General features: G+C 69.5%; 16 protein-coding genes. 10 read left to right on the top strand and 6 right to left on the bottom strand.

Features of this window, described 5'->3' with window-relative positions; translation table 11 throughout:
* Positions 1–37: 37 nt before the first annotated feature.
* Together NX784_RS02645 and clpP are read right to left on the bottom strand one after the other, a co-directional pair.
* Positions 38–2,275, bottom strand: coding sequence for a glycoside hydrolase family 3 C-terminal domain-containing protein (locus NX784_RS02645; protein ID WP_258815149.1), 2,238 nt, complete (start codon positions 2,273–2,275; stop codon positions 38–40).
* An 82-nt stretch (positions 2,276–2,357) separates the two neighbouring features.
* A complete protein-coding gene (gene clpP / locus NX784_RS02640; RefSeq protein WP_258815148.1) occupies positions 2,358–3,005 on the bottom strand; it encodes an ATP-dependent Clp endopeptidase proteolytic subunit ClpP in 648 nt (215 codons plus the stop codon).
* Between the two features lie 158 nt (positions 3,006–3,163).
* Here clpP and NX784_RS02635 point away from each other — a divergent pair, with 158 nt between their 5' ends.
* A complete protein-coding gene (locus NX784_RS02635; protein ID WP_258815147.1) occupies positions 3,164–3,853 on the top strand; it encodes a sigma-70 family RNA polymerase sigma factor in 690 nt (229 codons plus the stop codon).
* A 68-nt stretch (positions 3,854–3,921) separates the two neighbouring features.
* A complete protein-coding gene (locus NX784_RS02630) occupies positions 3,922–4,695 on the top strand; it encodes a DJ-1/PfpI family protein (protein WP_258815146.1) in 774 nt (257 codons plus the stop codon).
* Here the strand turns inward: NX784_RS02630 and NX784_RS02625 are convergent.
* Entirely contained in the window at positions 4,673–5,641 is a 969-nt protein-coding gene (locus NX784_RS02625) for a tripartite tricarboxylate transporter substrate binding protein (RefSeq protein ID WP_258815145.1), read from the bottom strand. The genes NX784_RS02630 and NX784_RS02625 overlap by 23 nt on opposite strands.
* A gap of 41 nt (positions 5,642–5,682) precedes the next feature.
* Positions 5,683–7,035: a 2-hydroxycarboxylate transporter family protein gene (locus NX784_RS02620; RefSeq protein WP_258815144.1), complete on the bottom strand. Its 1,353-nt coding sequence runs from the start codon at positions 7,033–7,035 to the stop codon at positions 5,683–5,685.
* A 174-nt stretch (positions 7,036–7,209) separates the two neighbouring features.
* On the opposite strand from NX784_RS02620, the gene NX784_RS02615 reads away from it, so the two are divergent.
* On the top strand, positions 7,210–7,905 hold the full coding sequence (locus NX784_RS02615) for a trimeric intracellular cation channel family protein (protein ID WP_258815143.1): 696 nt from the start codon (positions 7,210–7,212) through the stop codon (positions 7,903–7,905).
* On the opposite strand, the gene NX784_RS02610 is transcribed toward NX784_RS02615, so the two are convergent.
* Complete coding sequence (locus NX784_RS02610; RefSeq protein ID WP_258815142.1) at positions 7,902–9,008, bottom strand: glycoside hydrolase family 43 protein; 1,107 nt, start codon at positions 9,006–9,008, stop codon at positions 7,902–7,904. The genes NX784_RS02615 and NX784_RS02610 overlap by 4 nt on opposite strands.
* A gap of 149 nt (positions 9,009–9,157) precedes the next feature.
* Here NX784_RS02610 and NX784_RS02605 point away from each other — a divergent pair, with 149 nt between their 5' ends.
* The 6 genes from NX784_RS02605 to NX784_RS02580 all read left to right on the top strand — a co-directional run bounded on the left by NX784_RS02605 (position 9,158) and on the right by NX784_RS02580 (position 16,690).
* On the top strand, positions 9,158–11,053 hold the full coding sequence (locus NX784_RS02605) for a glycoside hydrolase family 97 protein (protein ID WP_258815141.1): 1,896 nt from the start codon (positions 9,158–9,160) through the stop codon (positions 11,051–11,053).
* Between the two features lie 87 nt (positions 11,054–11,140).
* On the top strand, positions 11,141–11,857 hold the full coding sequence (locus tag NX784_RS02600) for a substrate-binding domain-containing protein (RefSeq protein ID WP_258815140.1): 717 nt from the start codon (positions 11,141–11,143) through the stop codon (positions 11,855–11,857).
* Positions 11,850–12,665 (top strand): substrate-binding domain-containing protein, encoded by an 816-nt coding sequence (locus tag NX784_RS02595; RefSeq protein WP_258815139.1) that lies wholly within the window; start codon positions 11,850–11,852, stop codon positions 12,663–12,665. Before NX784_RS02600 ends, NX784_RS02595 begins: the two co-directional genes overlap by 8 nt.
* A 22-nt stretch (positions 12,666–12,687) precedes the next feature.
* On the top strand, positions 12,688–13,818 hold the full coding sequence (locus NX784_RS02590) for a TAXI family TRAP transporter solute-binding subunit (protein ID WP_258815138.1): 1,131 nt from the start codon (positions 12,688–12,690) through the stop codon (positions 13,816–13,818).
* Positions 13,815–15,659: an SLC13 family permease gene (locus NX784_RS02585; RefSeq protein ID WP_258815137.1), complete on the top strand. Its 1,845-nt coding sequence runs from the start codon at positions 13,815–13,817 to the stop codon at positions 15,657–15,659. The genes NX784_RS02590 and NX784_RS02585 overlap by 4 nt, the downstream gene beginning before the upstream one ends.
* Positions 15,656–16,690: an ABC transporter substrate-binding protein gene (locus NX784_RS02580; protein ID WP_258815136.1), complete on the top strand. Its 1,035-nt coding sequence runs from the start codon at positions 15,656–15,658 to the stop codon at positions 16,688–16,690. The genes NX784_RS02585 and NX784_RS02580 overlap by 4 nt, the downstream gene beginning before the upstream one ends.
* A gap of 4 nt (positions 16,691–16,694) precedes the next feature.
* Here NX784_RS02580 and NX784_RS02575 read toward each other — a convergent pair whose 3' ends face one another.
* Positions 16,695–18,113, bottom strand: a complete 1,419-nt coding sequence (locus NX784_RS02575) for a hypothetical protein (protein ID WP_258815135.1) — start codon at positions 18,111–18,113, stop codon at positions 16,695–16,697.
* A 222-nt stretch (positions 18,114–18,335) separates the two neighbouring features.
* Between NX784_RS02575 and NX784_RS02570 the strand changes: the two genes are divergently transcribed.
* The gene (locus NX784_RS02570) at positions 18,336–18,653 is read left to right on the top strand and encodes a hypothetical protein (RefSeq protein WP_258815134.1); all 318 of its coding nucleotides are present in this window, start codon (positions 18,336–18,338) and stop codon (positions 18,651–18,653) included.
* Positions 18,654–18,727: the final 74 nt, after the last annotated feature.

Here is an 18,727-nt window from a genome sequence, read left to right as displayed (position 1 = left end):
ACGGGGCCGCGCCGCACCGGCACGCGCCCCGCTTCGCTTATTGCCCGGCTACCCGCTTGCCGTTGACGTCGTACACGGCCGCGTCCAGGTGCACGACGGTGCTCGTCGCTTTCGGGTCCGCTGCGCTGGCGGCCAGGGTGACCCGGTAGTCGCCCTTCGCCACCTTCCAGGTGTGCGATGCGCTGTCGTACATGGCGAGCAGGCGCGGATCGACGGTGACCTCGGCCTTGACGGCGGCGCCCGGTTTCACGTCGACCTTCTGGAACCCGGCCAGGCGCTTCGGCGCTTCCCAGCGCGTGTTCAGCGGCGACACGTACACCTGGGCCACTTCCTTGCCGCTCACCCGGCCCGTGTTGCGGACGGTGAACGAGGCGCGCACGATGCCGTCCTTCGCGTCGGCCGCCAGGTCGCCCAACGCGAACTCGGTGTACGACAAGCCATGGCCGAACGGAAATAGCGGGGTCAGGCCCTTCAGGTCGAACCATTTGTAGCCGACGGCCGCGCCCTCGTGGTAGTCGACGTCGAAGCGGCGGTCCGGCACCCACGGCAGGCCGTCCAGCGCGGCGCGCGGCAGTTGCGCGTCCGCCGCGGGGAACGTGGCCGGCAGGTGGCCGGACGGGTTGACGTCGCCGAACAGCACGGCCGCGATGGCCTCGCCGCCGGCCGAGCCCGGATACCACGCTTCGACGACGGCGGGCACCTGGCCCAGCCACGGCATCGTGACGGGACCGCCCGTTTCCAGCACGACGACCGTGTTCGGATTCGCTTTCGCGACGGCCGCGACGAGGGCGTCCTGCTTGTCCGGCAGCGCCAACGTCTCCATGTCGACACCCTCGCCCGTCCACTGCGTGGCGAACACGATCACGACGTCGCTGTCGCGCGCGAGGTTCGCGGCCGCGGCGGGGTCCAGGCCGTCGTTATAGGCGACGGCCGCCCGCGGCAGCCGCTTCTGGATCGCCTTCAGCGGCGACGACGGGTAGTACATCACGGGGCCGGGCCAGCTCGTGGGCGCGATGCCCGGCACCGCGTTGCCGTCCGCCGGATACACGAGGGACGAGCCACCGCCTGCCAGCACGCCCCGGTCCGCATGGCCGCCGATGATGGCGACGCGTTTCAGGCTCGTACCCAGCGGCAGCGTACGGCGTGCGTTCTTCAGCAGCACCATGCCTTCTTCCGCATCCTGCCGCGACACCGCGGCATGCGCCTTGGTATCGATCGTCTGCGGCGCCGGCGCCACCGGGTGGTCGATGACGCCGTGCTCGAACAGCCCGTACAGGATGCGGCCCGCCATGTCGTCCAGGCGCGACTCCGCGACCCAGCCGTTCTGCACGGCTTCCTTCAGCGGCGGGCCGAAATAATCGGACTGGTCGAACGGCATGCCGGATTGCTGGTCCAGGCCGGCGTTCGCCGCCTGCACGGTGCTGTGCACGGCGCCCCAGTCCGACATGACCCAGCCCTTGAAGCCCCAGTCCTTCTTCAGCACGCCGTTCAGCAAATAGTCGTTCTCGCACGAATACACGCCGTTGATGCGGTTGTACGCGCACATGACGGCGCCGGGGTTGCCTTCCTCGTTGGCGATCTGCAGCGCCAGCAGGTCGGACATGCGGGCCGATGCGTCGTCGATCTTGACGTTCAGCGACGTGCGGCCCGATTCCTGGTCGTTCAGCGCGAAGTGCTTGAGCGTGGAGACGATGTGGTTCGATTGGATGCCCTTGATCTGGGCGCCGACGATGCGGCCGGCCAGCAGCGGGTCCTCGCCGCCGTACTCGAAGTTGCGGCCGTTGCGCGGGTCGCGCATCAGGTTGACGCCGCCCGCCAGCATCACGTTGAAGCCGTAGGCACGGGCTTCCGCGCCGATCATCGCGCCGCCCGCCTGCGCCGTGCGCAGATCCCACGTGGCGGCCGTGTTCAGGCCGGACGGCAGCGCCGTCGCGGGCCGCGCGTCGGGGCCGCCCTGGCTCGCGACGCCGACGCCGGCATCCGTTTCCCAGATGTTCGGAATGCCCAGGCGCGGCACGCCGTACACGAAGCCGGCCGACTGCTTGTGCGATTCGGCCGGACGCGTCGAGTGCTTTTCCTTGAAGTCGGCGCCCAGGTAGCCGTACACGAGCTTCAGTTTCTCGTCCAGGGTCATGGCCTGCACGGCCAGCCTGGCCCGTTCGGCGGCGGGGCGGTGCGTGTCCATCCACGGCTTGTCTGCTTCCGCGGACGCGGCGCCGGTGCACCACATGGCCAGCGCGAGGGAGACGAGGGTCAGGTTCTGTTTCAGTTTCATGATTCGCTTTGGTATAAAACCTGAAACATAGCCGATGAAAAGGGCCATCGGCGGTCCGGCCGGCTTACCTGGGATAAATTATTCAGACCTCTGACGGATTTCGTAATGCGACCGTGGCGTCATCGCCGCGCCCCGTCAATACGCGGTCGATCAAGCCGTATTCCGCCCCTTCGTGCGCCGACATGTAGCGGTCGCGGTCCGTGTCCTTTTCGATCCGTGCCAGCGTCTGTCCGGTGCGTTCGGCGAGGATCGTGTTCAGCCGGTGCCGCTGATACAGCATCTCGCGCGCCTGGATGTCGATGTCGGCCGCCACGCCCTGCGATCCGCCGTGCGGCTGGTGGATCATGATGCGCGCGTTCGGCAGCGCGTATCGCTTGCCGGGCGCGCCGGCCGCCAGCAGGAACGAGCCCATGCTTGCGGCGAAGCCCGTGCACAACGTGGACACGTCCGGCTTCACGAACTGCATCGTATCGTACACGGCCATGCCCGCGTAGACGGACCCGCCCGGCGAATTGATGTACAGTGCGATGTCCTTGTCGGGGTTGTCCGATTCGAGGAACAGCAGCTGCGCGACGATCAGGTTCGCGGACTGTTCCGTCACCTCGCCGACGAGGAAGATCACGCGCTCCTTCAGCAGGCAGGAATAGATGTCGAAGGCGCGCTCGCCGCGGCCCGTTTGTTCGATGACGGTGGGCACGAGGCCCAGGCCGCGGGGGAACGTGGAAGTCATGGTGGTCCTTTCGTTCGGTGGAATCGGGAAACCGATCCGCTGCCCCCATGACGTCGGCCGCATCCGCCGTGTGACGCCGAAAAAAAATATCGCCGGCGTGTCACATCCGGCCCGCGCCGGGCGACAAGTGGCACCACCACCGCTTGAGGAGAGCCGCGATGTCTTGCACCGATGCAAACGAAACCCTGTTCGAACAGCTGCGCCCGCGCCTCGAGGCGCTCAGCCTGCGCATCGTCGGCAGCGCGGCGGACGCCGAGGACGTCGTGCAGGATTGTTTTCTCGCGTGGCATGCGGCGGACCGCGACGCGCTGGCGACGCCGGCCGCGTGGCTGACGACGGTCGTGCGCAGGCGCTCGATCGACCGCCTGCGCCGGCGCGTGCGCGACGCGCTGGCCGCGCACGCCGCGCAAGAGCTGGCGCCCGCCGCGCCGCCGGCCGAACCGGACGACAACCTGCTGCGCCAGGCGGCGCTGGGCGAGGCGCTCGCGCGGCTGCTCGCCTGCCTGTCGCCGGCCGAGCGGCTGGCCCTCGTGTTGCACGACGTCTTCGAATGCGATCATGCCGATGTCGCCGCCGCGCTCGGCACGAAGCCGGCCAACGCGCGCCAGCACGTGTCGCGCGCGCGGCGCCGCCTGCGCGCGCACGCGGACGAGGCGCCGCCGGACGACAAGCTGTGCCGCGAACTCATCCGCCGCTTCCAGGCCGCGCTGGACGGCTTCGACGTGCCCGCGATGATGGCCTTGCTCGCGGACGCGCAGCCGATGGCCGTCCGGGCGAGCCCGCCGCCGCGCACCCGGACGCGTGCGTGCGCCAACGATGCGTCGTACGGTTTGCGGATGGCGGCCTGACGTTCGAACGCGGAACTAATGGCGCATGATCCGGCTCTGTGGAAGATGATCCCGGAACCGGAGCGACCATGAGCACAACCAAGCTACTCGCCGGCAAGCGCATCGCGGTGCTGGCCGCGGACGGGTTCGAACAGGCACAGCTCGACATCCCCCTCGCCGCCCTTGCGGAAGGCGGCGCGGCCGTGACGCTCGTATCGTTGCGGCGCGGACGCATCCGCGGCATGCACCTGCACCAGCCGGGCGAACTCGTGCGCGTCGACGCGACCGTCGCCACCGCGCAGGCGGCCGACCATGACGGCCTCTTCATCCCCGGCGGCTGGGTCAGCCCGGACGCGCTGCGCCAGTCGGCCCCGGCGCGTGCGTTCGTCCAGCAATTCGACGTGGCCGCCAAGCCGATCGCCGTGCTGGCGCAGGCGCCGCTCGTGCTCGTGTCGGCCGGCCTGGCGGCGCGGCGCACGCTCGCGGCCTGGCCCGGGATCCGCGACGACCTCGTGAACGCGGGCGCCACGTGGCGCAACGACGACGTCGTGCGCGACGCCCACGTGCTGTCCGGCCGGGGCGCGCATGACCTGAGTCCGTTCGTACAGGCGATGACGGCATTGTTCGCGGGTGAGCCGGCCGCGGCAGCGGCAGCGAGCGCGCCATCGGACCCGCCGCAGGACAGCCCGCTGGAACAGCCGAACCAGTCCCTGCGCTGGCTCGCGGCGCCGTCGTTCGGCACGATGTTGAGTCTCGCGTTGCTGGGCGTCGGTGTCGTGGCGGCGCAACGCGTGCGGCATCGGCAGGCGCCCGCCGATCCGCCCGCGCCTGACCTGGACGCTAGTGCTCGCGCACGAGATTGAACTGGCGCGCCTGCCGCCTGTAGTCGGCGACGGCCTGGCGGATGTAGCGGGTCAGCGCGTCGCCCTTCAGCGCGAGCGGGTACAGGCCGCTGCGCGCGCGCATCTGCGCGAACGCGGGCGACGATTCGACGCTGTCGAATGCTTGCACCCAACGCCGGTAGTCCGCCTCGGGCACGTCCGGCCCCATCCAGATGCCGCGGATCAGCGGCCACACGAGATCGAAGCCCTGCTCGCGCGCCGTGGGCACCGTCGCGAACGGACCGGGCAGGCGCTTGTCGGACAGCACGGCCAGCACGCGCGCCTTGCCGGGCCCGACGTACAGCGACGTCTCGGACGCGTCGCTCGACACGACTTGCACATAGCCGGCCTGCATCGCGACGAATTCCTCGCCGCCGCCTTCCAGCGCGACGAAGCGGAGCTGCCGTGGGTCGAGGCCGGCCTGACGGGCCAGCAGCGCCATCTTCATCCAGTCCTGGCTGCCGATCGTGCCGGACATGCCGATCAGGATTTTTTCCGGATCGCGCCGCAGCGCCGCCATCAGGTCGCGCAGGCTGTGCCACGGGGAGTCGGCCGGGACGGCGATCACGCCATAGTCGATGCCGAGGGCGGCAACCCAGCGCACGTCGTCGGGGGTGGCCTTGCCGAACTTGCCCTGCGCAAGATTCAGCAGCGAGCCGCCGGAAAACGCGACGATCGTGTCGGGCTCGCCGCGCCGCTGCGAGACGATCGTGTGCCACGCGACGGCGCCGATGCCACCCGGCAGGTAGCTCAACTTCAGCCGGGGTGCGTCCGGCTTGGCCTGCAACGCTTGCTGCGCGAGCTTGCAGGTCAGGTGCATCGCCCCGCCCGGCTTGGACGGGACGAGGCATTCGGCTTGCCGGGTTGCCGCGGCCGCCGGCGCGGTGGCCAATGCGGCGAGCAGCGGAAGAATGCGCAACACGTTCATGACCTCATCATACCCGCGGACAGCGTTCCCGGCCGGACGGCTCAGTGCAGTTGCGACATCAGCAACAGCGTCAAGGTGACGGTGATGGCGCCGCCGATGCGGGTAGCAATCTGGGCGAACGGCATCAGCTGCATGCGCTCGGCCGCCGTGAGGATCGCCACGTCGCCCGTGCCGCCCTGGCCGCTGTGGCAGGCGTTGATGATCGCCGTCTCGATCGGGTACATATTCATCTTGCGGCCGACGAAGAAGCCGGTGGCGATGAGGCTGGCGACGGTCGCGACGATGACGGTGAGATTCACGACGTTGAACGCGGACACCAGCTTGTCCCACGGCGTCATCGACGCGCCGATCGCGAACAGCAGCGGGTACGTGACGGCCGTCGAAAAGAATTTGTAGACGATGTACGAGCTCTGCTGCAGTTGCGGCGACACGAGGCGCGACAGCTTGAACATCACGGCGACGAACAGCATGGCGACGGGCGCCGGGAAATCGAACAGGCGGAAGCACATCATGCCGACCATGTACAGCGAGATCGACGTGATGCCTGCGGCCGCGATGTTCGCGACGTCGAACTGGCCCGTCACGGTCTCGGCTTGCGGCGCGAGGTCGTCCGTTTCGCCCGGCTGCAGGCGCCCCTGGCCCGTCAGGTGCGGACGCTTCTTGCCGAGCGAATTCAGCATGCCGGACAGCAGGATCGCCGTCAGGCTGCCCAGCATCACGGGCGGCAGGACTTCGGCGAACAGATGACCCTGTTCCTGCCCCAGGATGCCCGCATAGCCGATCGACAGCGGAATCGCGCCCTCGCCCACGCCGCCGGCCATGATCGGCGCGACGAGGTAGAAGAACGTGTGGTACGGGCCCAGGCCCAGCAAGGTGCCCACGGCGGTGCCGACGGCGGCCGCGACGACGGAGCCGATCGCGAGCGGCACGAAGATCTTCACGAAGCCCTTGATCAGGACGTTGCGGTCCATGCTCAGGATGCTGCCGACGATGATCGACGAGATGAACAGGTACAGGAAGTTCGTGGATTTCGTGAAGTCGACGACGTTCTTCAGCACGGGCGCCGGCAGGACCTTGCTGAATGCGAGGTAGGACGGGATGAACGTGGCGAAGATCGCGGCCGCGCCGATGGTGCGGAAGAACGGCAGGCGCTTGCCCAGCTCCGCGCAGGAAAAGCCGCCCACGGTCAGGATCGCGATCGACACGCAGATGTCGTTCGGCACCTTGCCCGTCGTGACGAAGCCCGCGATCAGCGCCACCAGCAACAGGTACACGGGCAGCGGCACGATGCCGATGCGGGTGCGCGCGATGCGGCGGCAGATGGCCGCGAGCGAGATGCCGGAAGGCGCGTCTTCAGTGCGTCCCGGGGTGTAGGTCGTAGTCGTCGTATTCATGTGTGCTCCTCGTTTATGCCTGGTCCGGCGTCCGCGTCGCACAGTTATCGGGTGCGGTGATACGGACGATCAGCCTGGTGAATGGGGCTCACTATATCGACGCAACCCTTCAATTACCTTTCAGTGCCGGCACGCGGCATAATGTCGGACTATCAACCAAGATCGGCAAAACCCGTGTTTCCTCCTGTCTCCCTCGACGTCGGCACCGCCATCAAGACCCTCGTGCTGACGCTCGACCTGCTCGGCACGTTCGTGTTCGCGCTCAGCGGCGCAGTGGCCGGTGTGCGCCGCCGGCTCGACCTGTTCGGCGTGCTCGTGCTGTCGTTCGTCGCCGCCAACTCGGGCGGCATCGTGCGCGACGTCCTGATCGGCGCCACGCCGCCCGCGGCGATCCGCGACTGGCGCTACCTGGCCGCCTCGCTGCTTGCCGGCGCGATGATCTTCTTCTGGTATCCGAACATCCGCCGGCTGCGCAGCCCCGTCCTCGTGTTCGACGCGGCGGGCCTCGCGCTGTTCTGCGTGGCGGGTGCGCAGAAAGCCCTCGTGTTCGGGCTGTCTCCGGTGATGGCCGCGCTGCTCGGCATGCTGACGGGTGTCGGCGGCGGCGTCGCGCGCGACGTGCTGCTGTCCGAGATTCCCGCCGTGCTGCGCTCGGACATCTACGCCGTCGCCGCGCTGGCGGGCGCCGCCGTGCTCGTGTCGGGCGATGCGCTGGGGCTGCCCGGCACCGTCAGCGCCTGCGCGGGCGCCGCGCTGTGCTTCGGCCTGCGCCTCGCCGCCATCAAGCTCGATTGGCACCAGCCGGTCGCGCGCGCCGCGCGCCAGGCGCCGGACGATGCGGCGGCGGCCGCACGACGCGACGGCCGCTAACCTTTCGGACCGTCGCAGGGCAGTTTATCGAGGTCGGCCAGGGTCCAGCGGTCGCGCCAGCGCACGACGGGCTTGTCGCCCTCCCATTCGACGGGCAGCCACACGTAGCGGCCGTCGATGGCGTCCATCTTGCGCCACACGTCGAACATCAGGATGTGCCGCGTGCAGCCGTTGCGCTCGAGCGTCAGCGCATACGTCGACTGGCCGCCGAACGTGATCTTCTGTTGTTCCGGCGTGCCGCGCACGGGGTTGCCCAGCGCCTTCCACGGCCCCAGGATGTGATCGGCCACGTACGACTTCGCGGCGTTCGGCGCCCAGCCCGTCAGGCCCGACGTCACGAGATAGTATTTGCCGCCGTGCTTGAAGATCGCGGGCGCCTCGTCGTCGCCGTTCGGCATCATGCGCGCGTACTGGCCGGCCGAGCGCAGGTAGTCCGGCGTCAAACGCGACACGTGCATCGTGTGGTTTTCCTCGGACGCGTAGATGTCGTAGGCGGTGCCGTCGTCGTCGACGAACAAGGTCATGTCGCGCGCCATCTGGCCGCCCGCGTGGTCGCGCGCGAGGGTCGAGGTCGCCGGGTCCTTGTCGGCCGGCGTCACGTCGACGGGCCACGCGCCCGCGTCGGGCCGGAACGAGCCCTGGTACACGTACGGGCCCGTCACCTTGTCCGCGACGGCCACGCCCGCGCGCGCCGCATCGTAGCGGTGGCCCTTCAGCTCCAGGTGGAACCACATCACGAACTTGCCCGTGCGCGGATTGCGAATGACCTTCGGCCGCTCGATGATCGCGCCGCGGACGATGTCGCTGGCCGGATCGTCGGTGACCGCGAGCGCGATGCCGTCGTCGTGCCAGTCCGTCAGGTTGCGCGAGCTGTACACGTGCACGCCGACCTGCGCCACGTTGCCGGCCTCGCCCGCCACCTTGTGCTCGCCGAACCAGTAATAGACGCCGTCGTGTTCGAGCAGGCCGCCGCCGTGCGCGTTGATGTGCACGCCCTTGTCGTCGGGCCACAGCGCGCCCGGGCGGAACGTGTCGTCGGCCTGCGCATGCGCCGCCGCGGCCAGGAGCGCGGCCGCCAAAAGTCTCCTCGTCGTATTCTTCATGTCCTCTTCTCGTTGGGTGTCGGATGCCGGACCATGGCCGGCTGCTCATGATGTTATCGATATCCGAGCGGTTTGTCGCGGATTTTCTCGATTGCATTTCATGGCTGAGGTCTGCTACGATGTGATCGATAACAACACGAGGAGACGTCATGCGCCCGTTTTCGCGCACTTTCATTGCCATCGCGAGCCTGTGCATCGCCGCCCGCGCCGCCGCCGGGCCGGACACCGTCGAACGCATCGCGTCGCCGGACGGCCACATCGTGCTCGAACTCGCGCACAAGCTGGACGCGGGCGGCAAGCGCAACCTGTCGTACAACGTGCGCTACGACGGCGACGTCGTCATCCGCGACTCCCGCCTCGCGCTGCGGCTCGACAACCACCTGAACGAAAACGCGATGGCCCTGCCCGTCGACCGCCACGCGGACTGGTTCGAGAGCCTGCGCGTGACGGGCGTGCACCGCGCGAGCCACGACAGCACGTGGACGCCCGTCACGGGCGAGCGCGCGCACATCCGCGACCACTACGAAGCGCTCACACTCGACCTGATCAAGGACGACAACCCGCTGTACAAACTGTCCGTCGAGGTGCGCGCCTACGACGAAGGCGTGGCGCTGCGCTTCGCGTTCCCCGAGAACGAGAAAGGCGCGTATTACCGCATCCTCGGCGAGGACACGGAATTCGCCCTCCCCGCCGGCACGCGCGCGTGGTTCCACGGCTGGGCGCAAGGGCCGTACGCCTTGATGCCGCTGGCGCACTGGCCGGACGAGGCGGAACGCCCGCTCACGCTCGCGCTGCCGAACGGCCTGTCCGTCGCGCTGCTCGAAGGGCGCATGGTCGATTACGCGCGCACCAAGTTCAAGCTGTCGCCCGACAAGGCCGACACCCTCGTCACGTCGATGCACGACCCGGCCGACCTGATCTCGCCGTTCGCGACGCCCTGGCGCGGCATCATGATCGCGCGCCGACCGGGCCAGCTGATCGAGCACGACGACTTCATCCTGAACCTGAACGACGCGTCGAAGATCGCGGATACGTCGTGGATCAAGCCGGGCAAGATCATGCGCGTGATGTCGCTGACGACGCAGGACGCGAAGGCCAACATCGACTTCGCCGCGCGCCACCACCTGCAATACGTGCTGTTCGACTTCAAGTGGTACGGCAACGCGTTCTCGTTCGACGCCGATGCGACGAAGGTGGCGATCCCCGACTTCGACCTGCCCGGCATCATCGCGTACGCGAAGAGCAAGGGCATCGGCGTGTGGCTGTACGTGAACCAGCAAGGCCTGCTGGCGCAGTCGGACACGCTGTTCCAGACCTACCGCGACTGGGGCGTCGCCGGCGTGAAGTTCGGCTACGTGCAGGTGGGCTCGCACCGCTGGACGACGTGGCTCGAGAAAACGCTGCAGCAGGCGGCCGCCGCCCACATCATGGTCAACGTCCACGACGACTGGCGTCCGACGGGCGAGCAGCGTACGTGGCCCAACCTGCTGACGGCGGAAGGCATCCGCGGCAACGAGGAAATGCCGGACGCCACGCACAACACGGTGCTGCCGTTCGTGCGCTTCCTCGCCGGCCCCGCCGACTACACGATCTGCTACTACGACCCGCGCATCAGGACGACGCACGCGCACCAGCTGGCGCTGGCCGTCGTCTACTACAGCCCCCTGCAGACCCTGTACTGGTACGACAAGCCGGAACGCTCGCACGACGAGCCGGAACTGGCGTTCTGGGACCGCATCCCGACGACGTGGGACGAGACGCGCGTGCCGGAAGGCGAACCGGGACGCGGCGTGACGATCGCGCGGCGCAAGGGCGACGAGTGGTTCGTGGGCAGCATCACCGGCAACGACGCGCGCCGCGTGGCGCTGAAGCTGGACTTCCTGCCGAAGGGCCGAAGCTACGAAGCGACGATCTACGCGGACGACCCGGCCGCGCCGACGGCCACGCACGTGGGCATCCGCACGCGCACGGTGGACGCCGCCACGGTGCTGCAGCTCGACCTGCCCGCGTCCGGCGGCCAGGCGATCTGGCTGCGGCCGCGCTGACGGCGGGCGCCCGCCGCCAGATACGGTCAGGCGCCGCCGGCGCCGTCGGCCTAGGATGGATCGGTCTGCGATCGATCCGAGGCCGATATGACCACCCCACGCCATGCCCTCTCACCCGCCCTGCAGCTGACGGGATCGACGACGCTGCTGCCCCGCATGCAGCGCATCGCCGAAGCGTATATGGAAACGCACCCCGTGCGCGTCGTCGTCAACGACGGCTGCGGCACGGCGCGCGGCTACAAGGCGCTGCTCGACGGCACCACCGACATCGCCATGGCCAGCGGCACGGCGCCCGACGAGCTGGCGGCGGCCGCCGACGCGCGCGGCCTGCCGTTCCGCGCCACGGCCGTCCGGCGCGACGCCATCGTGCCGGTCGTGCATGCGTCGAATCCCCTCGACGCGCTCAGCCTGCAGCAGCTGCGCAACGTGTTCACGGGCCGCATCGGCGAATGGCATCTGCTGGGCGGGCCGCGCGCGCCCATCGAGGTGCTGGTGGGGCCGCCCACGGGCGGCGTGTCGACCAGCTGGCGCCAGCGCCTGCTGGGCGCCGACGATACCTACACGCCGCTGGCGCGCGTGCTGGGGACGGACGACCGGCTGGCGCGCATGGCGGCGCGTCCGTTCGGCATCACCTACGCGCCGCATGCAAGGCTCCCGCCCCAGCTGAAGGTGCTGCGGATCGCGGACGCGGCGCCGGACGGCCCCGTGTACGCGCCACTCATGCTCGTCACGCTGGGCCCGTGGACGCTGCCGGCGGCACGCTTCATCGCCTACGCGGCGGCGATGGGGGCGAACGATGCATAGGCGCGATGCGTGCATCATGCTGGCCGGCGCGGGCATGCTGGCCACCGCCGCCTGCACGCCCGCGCCGGCCGTGCAGGAATCGCTGCTGGTGGCCGGCGCGGCTGCGATGGTCCCGCTGGCGCGCGCGCTGGCGCAGGCGTTCGTGCGCGGCCGCGCAGGCGTATCGATCGTCATCGAACGGGGCGGTTCCCTGCCGGCGTATATCGCGGCCAGCCGCGCCGCGATCGACGTGGCGGCCATGACGCGCGCGCTGTCCGACACGGAGGACGACGCCGGCGCGCGCCAGTACCTCATCGCCCGCGACGACATCGGCATCGTCGTCAATCCGGGCCTGGCGCTCGGCGGCCTCACGCGCGCCCAGGTGCGCGCCGCGTTCGCGGGCGAGATCGCGAACTGGCGCGCGCTCGGCGGCCCCGACGCGCCGCTCACCGTGTATGTGCATGCGCGCAGCGCCACGGCGCGGCGGTCGGCGGAGCACCTGCTGCTCGGCGGCGGCGCGCTCGCGCTGGATGCCCGCGAATGCGCGGACGACGCGGCGCTGGCGGCCGCCGTCGCCGCCGACCCGACGGCCATCGGCTACCTCCCCGGCCACGCGCGCGCGGGCGCGACCGGCGTCGCCTTGCTTGCCGTGGATGGCGTCGAGGCTACGCGCGCCACCGTGCTGTCGGGCCGCTATCCGTTCACGCACAGCTTCCACCTCCTGCTGCACGGCGCCCCGGGCCGCACCCGCGCCGAGTTCGTGCGCTTCGCGCGCAGCCCCGCGGGCCAGGCGATCGTCGAGCGCCTCGGCCTCGTCGCCGTCTGCTGACCCTTCCGACAAGGACCACGGCATGCCCTATCGTTCCCCCTTCCCGCACGTCGCGCGCCGCTGGCGCCGGCACAGCCCCGCCGCGCGCGGCCTCGCCGCGCTCGCGCTGCTCGTACTGACGGGCGTCGCGACGTGGTCGCTGGCGGAGCTCGTCCCCCGCCGCTACGCGCTGACGATGTCCGGCACCGACATCACGAGCAACCGCCATTTCTTCGCGAAAGCCCTGCAGGACGCGGCTGCCGGCAACGGCCTCGAACTCACGGTACGCCCCACCGACGGCTCGCAGGAAGCGCTGGCGCTCGTCGCGGCCGGCAAGCTGGACCTCGCATTCATCCAGGGCGGCCTCGACCTGCCGAGCCCCGACGTGGTGGAGGTGGCGACCGTGACATCGGAACAGCTGCACTTCCTGGCCCGTCCAGGCATCGCCGACATCGCGGGCCTGCGCGGGCACCGGGTCAATCTCAACACCCGCAAGGGCGGCACGCGCATCGTCGCGCGCCAGATCCTCGCGTTCGCCGGGCTGCGCGAGGACGTCGACTACGTGGAATCGAACGTCTCGACGGAAGACCTGCTCACGCAGCGCGGCGACCGCCTGCCGGACGCCATCGTGCTCACGTCGTTCGCGCCGTCCGACGTCGTCGACTACCTCGTGCGGCGCCAGGGCTACCACCTGCTCGAGGTGCCGTTCGCCGCGTCGTTCGCGCTGCGCCACGACTGGGCCGCCGAAACGGAGATCGGCGCCATGATGTACAGCGCCGCGCCGCCCGTGCCGCCGCATGCCCTGAGGACCGTGGGCGTCAAGCTGAGCCTCGTGGCCAACCGCCGCGTCGACGCCGCGGCCATCGTCAAGGTGCTCGAGACGTTGTACGGCCCCGCGCTGGCGTCGCGCCTCAAGATGCACCTGGACGAAGCGCTGATCCTGTCGGCGAGCGCCTATCCGCCGTCGGCCGGCACGCAGCGTTTCATCGACCGCAACAAGCCCCTCGTTTCGCGCGAGCTGTTCGACAAGCTGAAGGCCGCGACCGGCCTCGTCGTCTCCGTGTATTCGGGGCTGCTGGTCGCGCTCAAGTGGTTCAAGCAGGTGCCGCTCGTGCTGGCGGCGCCCGATCCCGAAGCGGAGGCGGACGACGCGCCCGACAGGAGCGCGTCATGATCGACGACGCCGCCACGGACGCCGCCCGCCTGCAGGCCGACCCCGTGATCGGCCGGCTGGGCCGCGCCGGCCTCGCGCGCCTCGTCGCGCAGGCGAGCCGCCGCCGGTTCGCCGCGGGCAGCGCCATCTACGCCGCGGGCAGCCCGGCCGATTGGCTGTACCTCCTCGTCGACGGCGCCGTCGCCCTCGTGTCGCCGCAGGGCCGGCGCCGTGCCGTGCGCGCCAGGCGCTTCGGCGAAGAAGCGGCGTCCGATACGCACGCCTATCTGGCGGACGCCATCGCCGTCGAAGACACGACGGTGCTGTGCCTGCCGCGCGCCGCGCTGTCCGCGCTGCTCGCCGGACATCCCGCGCTGAAGACGGACTTGCTGTTCTCGCTGACGAGCAACCTGGCCGGCGAAACGCTGGCGCGCACGGCGGCGCCGGCCAAGCCCGCACACGGCGGTTACCGGCGCCACGCGGCGCCCGGGTGGCTGTTCGTCATCGGCGCGGCGCTGGTCACGCTCGCGTGCGCGGGTGGTCGTGGCTTCGACCAGGGTGGCGTGATCTTCCTCGCCATCTTCGCGGCGACGATCGCCATGTGGATCTGCAACCTCGTCGACGACTACATTCCCGCGCTGTTCGCGCTGCTGGCCACCTTGCTGACGGGCCTCGTGCCCGTCCCCGTGATCCTGTCCGGCTTCGCGTCGGACGGCTTCATGATGGCCCTCAGCACCTTGGCGCTGGGCGCCGTCGTCGTCAGTTCGGGCCTGGGCTACCGCGTCATGCTGCTGCTATTGCGCCGGCTGCCCAACCGCCAGCGCTGGCACAACGTCGGATTGTTCGCGACCGGCGTCCTGCTCACGCCCATCATCCCCACCGCCAACGGCCGCATCGCCCTGCTGGCGCCGTTCTACACCGACATGGCCGACAACTTGCGGCTCGCAAAACGCGGCCGCGCGGCCACGCGGCTGGCGCTGAGCTGCTTCAGCGGCGGCACGCTGTTCTCCGCCGTCTTCATCACGAGCAAATCCGTCAACTTCGCCGTGTTCGGCCTCCTGTCGCCGCAGGGCCAGGACCATTTCCAGGGCGCCGCGTGGCTGCAGGCGGCGCTCGTGACGGCCGCCGTGCTGCTGGCGGCACACGCGGCGGCCGCCGCGTTCGGCTGCCGCAACGACGAGCGCCCGCACCTGCCGCGCGCCCGCCTCGAGGCGCAGTGCGCGCTGCTGGGCCCCGTGACGAGCCGCGAATGGGCGGCGCTGGGGAGCATCGGCTTCATGGTGGCGGGCATCGTCACGAGCTCGCTGCACAAGGTCCAGGCGCCGTGGCTGGGCTTTGCGATGCTGTTCGGCCTCCTGTTGTGCGGAACGCTCGACAAGAAGGAACTCAAGGAGAAGGTCGACTGGACGTTCCTCCTGTACCTGAGCGGCATCACAGGCATCGTCACAGCGTTCAACCACCTGGGCCTCGACCGCATGCTGGGCACGTACCTCGGCCCGCTGGGCGCCACGATGCGCGACCACTTCGCGCTGTTCGTGCTGCTGCTGTACGGCCTCGTGAACGTGATCCGGCTGGCGGCGCCGATCAATGCGACGAGCGTGATCCTGGCCACGATCCTGATGCCGCTCGCCCAGGTGAACGGCGTGAACGAATGGCTGGTCGGCTTCATCATCCTCGTGTTCTCCGACGTGTGGTGGTTCCCGTACCAATGCAGCTACTACCTGCAGATGCAGCAGGTGAACAACGGCGCGGCGCCGTACGACGAACAACGGTTCTGGTGGCTCAACGCCTGCCTGAACGTGGCGCGCCTGCTGGCCGTCTACGCGAGCTTTCCATACTGGGCGATGCTGGGGATACGATGATGCGCAAACTCGAAAAGACCATGGTGGCCGTATTCCTGGGCGGCGCGCTGCTGCTGACGGGCTGGTACAACGCGCGCAAGCCCACCATCCTCGTGCTGCACAGCTACGACCCCGGCTATGCGTGGGTCCGCGACGTCAACGTGGGGCTGAACCGCGTGCTCGACAAGAAATACCTGTACCGGGTGCGCTGGTATTACATGGACACGAAACGCCATCCGTCGGCGGCATTCAAGGCCAGCGCCGGCATCGCCGCGCGCAACGTCATCGCCGCCACGCGGCCCGACGTCGTCATCGCCGTCGACGACGACGCCCAGGAATACGCGGCCCGTTATTTCGTGGGCGACCCGCACGTGACCATCGTCTTCGCGGGCGTGAACCGCGCGGCCGCCGACTACGGCTATGCGGGCGCGCCCAACGTCACGGGCATCCTCGAACGCATCCCGCTTGACGCCATGCGCGAAGCGCTCGAGAGCGCCGCCGGCATCGGGACGCCGGGCCGGCCGCTGCGCGTGGCCTACCTCGGCGACCGCTCGGATACCGTCGACGGCGATGCCCGCCAGGTGCGGCACTACGACTGGCGGCCGATCGGCCTCGACACCGTGCAGCAGGTCGACACGTGGCCCGCGTGGCAGGCGGCCGTGCGCGCGCTCGGCGCGGACCACGACGTGCTGCTCGTGAGCGGCTACCGCGGCCTGCGCCGCTCCACCACGGACGCAAGTCTCGTCCCCGCGCGCGAGGTCATGGGCTGGACCGAGGCCCATGCGGCGGTGCCCGTGATCTCGTTCAACGCGTTCACCACCGAAGACGGCGGCATGCTCGCCATCGGCACGTCGCCATACGAACAGGGCGAGGTCGCGGCCACGCTCGCGCTGCAGGTGGCGCTGCATGGCCGCGCTGCCGGGTCGCTGCCCGTGACGGTGTCGCAGCAATTCACGGTCGCCATGAGCGGTGCGCGGATGCGCGCCCGCCGCTTCACGCTCCCGCGCGTGTACGAGGCCGCGGCACGCACGGGCAACCAGTACCTGCCCTAGCGCTTCACGCCGCGCCCGCGGCCGGCGCAGCGGCGCCCGGCACATCCGCGTCCGGCGGCAGGTCGAGCATGGCCGGCGGCAGCACGCGGCCGAACATCGTCTCGAACATCGCGCCGGCCTGCGCGGCCGCTTGCCGGAACTGGCCGCGCAATTCCTCGCGCACCTGCGCATCCGCGGCGGCCGCGTAGCGCTGCTGCAGCGCCTGCATGCCGCGCAACTGGTCCTGCAAGGGCGTGAGCAGGTCGGCGGCCGCGCGCCCGCCGACGTAGGCGCCCTGGCTCATCCCCATCAGGGTCAGCAGGGTGGCCGAGATCTGCACGTTGCCAAGTTCGTCGGCGCCGCTGGCGATCACATAGGCCGCGATCACGCAGGTGAACACGAGCATCTGGAATTTGTAGATGTCGAAGCGCTTGTTCGTCAGCAGCAGGCCGCTGGGACGGCCCCGGCTCTGCGCATCGGCGATGGGCGCCGTGAACCACCCGAGCTGCTGCACGTATTGGTAGATGGCCGGTTCCAGGTTCTTGCGGATCGCCGTCGCGGCTTGCGTCGCGGCCGTGCCGGCCGTCGAGATGCCGATCAGGTACAGCAGATCGGTCGACAGGTCTTGCAGCAGCCCGGTGCGCAGCCACTGGTAGAACAGCAAGGTGGCGACGATCAGCGTGAACAGCAGCATCTGCAGCTGCGACAGGCTCGCCTGGCCGTTGCTGCCCGTGATATTCCAGGGCAGCAGCCGGCGCCACCGCGCGCGCCCGCGCCGGCCGGCGTCGGGCGCGCGCGCGACGGGGCCGATCGCGGCACCCGCCACGCCGTAGAAGAACGCCGCGAACAGCAGCGCCGCGACGGCGCTCGCGCCCTTGCTCGACACGGTGACCGGCAGGTCGCGTCCGAAGTACACGTGGCCGCGCACGCCGTCGGCATACGCGAACGCGGCGACCTTCAGGTGCAGCGCCGCGTCCCGCTCCCAGAATTTCCAGAAAGGCTGGCGGCCCAGTCCACGCCCGAAGTCGTCGATGGCGGGCACGCGGAAGTAGACCCGCGTGCTGGGCTGGATGGCGCCGCCGTCGTGCGGGTCGTCGTCCTTGACGGTCTGCACGCTCTCGACGACGAGCGGCACCGTGAGCGCCGCGCCGCCGCGTGCCAGCTCGAAGTAGCCGAGTACGCACACCTTGTCGAGCTGCTGCGCGATACTGGGCGAGATGTCCAGGTACGTGACGGTGCCGCTGGCCAGGCTGGGCGACGGCAACGTTACGCGGGCATTGTCGAGTGTGCCGATGGCCACAGCGATCGGCCCGCGCACGGCCGCCAGCTGCGCCGCCGGGTCGTCGCCGTCGCGCGCCGCGCAGGCCGCATCGACTATCCCATCCGCCGCCCGCGCACCGCCGATCGCGAGCAGGCAGGCCAACATGCAGAGTAAATGCCTCATGGTGTTCCTCGTGGTTGGACGGCCCGGCACACGGCGCGCCGGGCTCGGCACCATCGTGATGGCCCCGGCCGGCCCGTTCGCTGACGCTATCTGACGGGACCGGCCGCCGCGCCAGAATCCGTCAGCGCGCGCGCCTGGCGCACCGCGAAGATGATTGCGCACCGCGCCAATCGGGCCGGTGGCATACGAATTCCAATCGCAGGTTTATTCGGGAGATCGATCATGAACGGCATCATCGACGTCAAGTTCGCAGTGTACGGCGCCTTGCAGGACAACAACACCAATTCAATGCAGGCAATTGACGTGACTCGGCAATTGCAACAACAAATCGATGCGCACGGAGGAATCGTCGCGATTAATAACACGACGATGGGATCGGATCCGGCCTACGGCGTCCAAAAACAATTCGGCGCCATCGTGTCGGTGAATGGGCAGGACACGCCGTTTGCCTGTCAGGAGGGACAGACCGTCGTCTTTTATGGTCCGGAGAGGCCGCTCGCCGCTGAATTACTGGCGCGCGGCCAAAACACTCCGCATTGAATCAACGTTTGCACGATCGAAAAGGCCCGCAATTGCGCGGGCCTTTTTTTATTTTCAATACATTATCCAAGCGC

The organism is Massilia pinisoli (genome assembly GCF_024753285.1).
In the GTDB taxonomy this organism is placed as follows: Bacteria; Pseudomonadota; Gammaproteobacteria; order Burkholderiales; family Burkholderiaceae_D; genus Telluria; species Telluria pinisoli.
This window is presented reverse-complemented; position numbering and strand designations above follow the sequence as displayed.

Bases quoted from the DNA above. Each gene is read 5' to 3' on its own strand.
- NX784_RS02645 (WP_258815149.1), bottom strand. From the start codon at position 2,275: ATGAAACTGAAACAGAACCTGACCCTCGTCTCCCTCGCGCTGGCCATG.
- NX784_RS02620 (WP_258815144.1), bottom strand. From the start codon at position 7,035: ATGAATACGACGACTACGACCTACACCCCGGGACGCACTGAAGACGCG.
- NX784_RS02590 (WP_258815138.1), top strand. From the start codon at position 12,688: ATGCCCTATCGTTCCCCCTTCCCGCACGTCGCGCGCCGCTGGCGCCGG.
- NX784_RS02635 (WP_258815147.1), top strand. From the start codon at position 3,164: ATGTCTTGCACCGATGCAAACGAAACCCTGTTCGAACAGCTGCGCCCG.
- NX784_RS02605 (WP_258815141.1), top strand. From the start codon at position 9,158: ATGCGCCCGTTTTCGCGCACTTTCATTGCCATCGCGAGCCTGTGCATC.
- NX784_RS02575 (WP_258815135.1), bottom strand. From the start codon at position 18,113: ATGAGGCATTTACTCTGCATGTTGGCCTGCCTGCTCGCGATCGGCGGT.
- NX784_RS02580 (WP_258815136.1), top strand. From the start codon at position 15,656: ATGATGCGCAAACTCGAAAAGACCATGGTGGCCGTATTCCTGGGCGGC.
- NX784_RS02610 (WP_258815142.1), bottom strand. From the start codon at position 9,008: ATGAAGAATACGACGAGGAGACTTTTGGCGGCCGCGCTCCTGGCCGCG.
- NX784_RS02595 (WP_258815139.1), top strand. From the start codon at position 11,850: ATGCATAGGCGCGATGCGTGCATCATGCTGGCCGGCGCGGGCATGCTG.
- clpP (WP_258815148.1), bottom strand. From the start codon at position 3,005: ATGACTTCCACGTTCCCCCGCGGCCTGGGCCTCGTGCCCACCGTCATC.
- NX784_RS02625 (WP_258815145.1), bottom strand. From the start codon at position 5,641: ATGAACGTGTTGCGCATTCTTCCGCTGCTCGCCGCATTGGCCACCGCG.
- NX784_RS02585 (WP_258815137.1), top strand. From the start codon at position 13,815: ATGATCGACGACGCCGCCACGGACGCCGCCCGCCTGCAGGCCGACCCC.
- NX784_RS02630 (WP_258815146.1), top strand. From the start codon at position 3,922: ATGAGCACAACCAAGCTACTCGCCGGCAAGCGCATCGCGGTGCTGGCC.
- NX784_RS02570 (WP_258815134.1), top strand. From the start codon at position 18,336: ATGAACGGCATCATCGACGTCAAGTTCGCAGTGTACGGCGCCTTGCAG.
- NX784_RS02600 (WP_258815140.1), top strand. From the start codon at position 11,141: ATGACCACCCCACGCCATGCCCTCTCACCCGCCCTGCAGCTGACGGGA.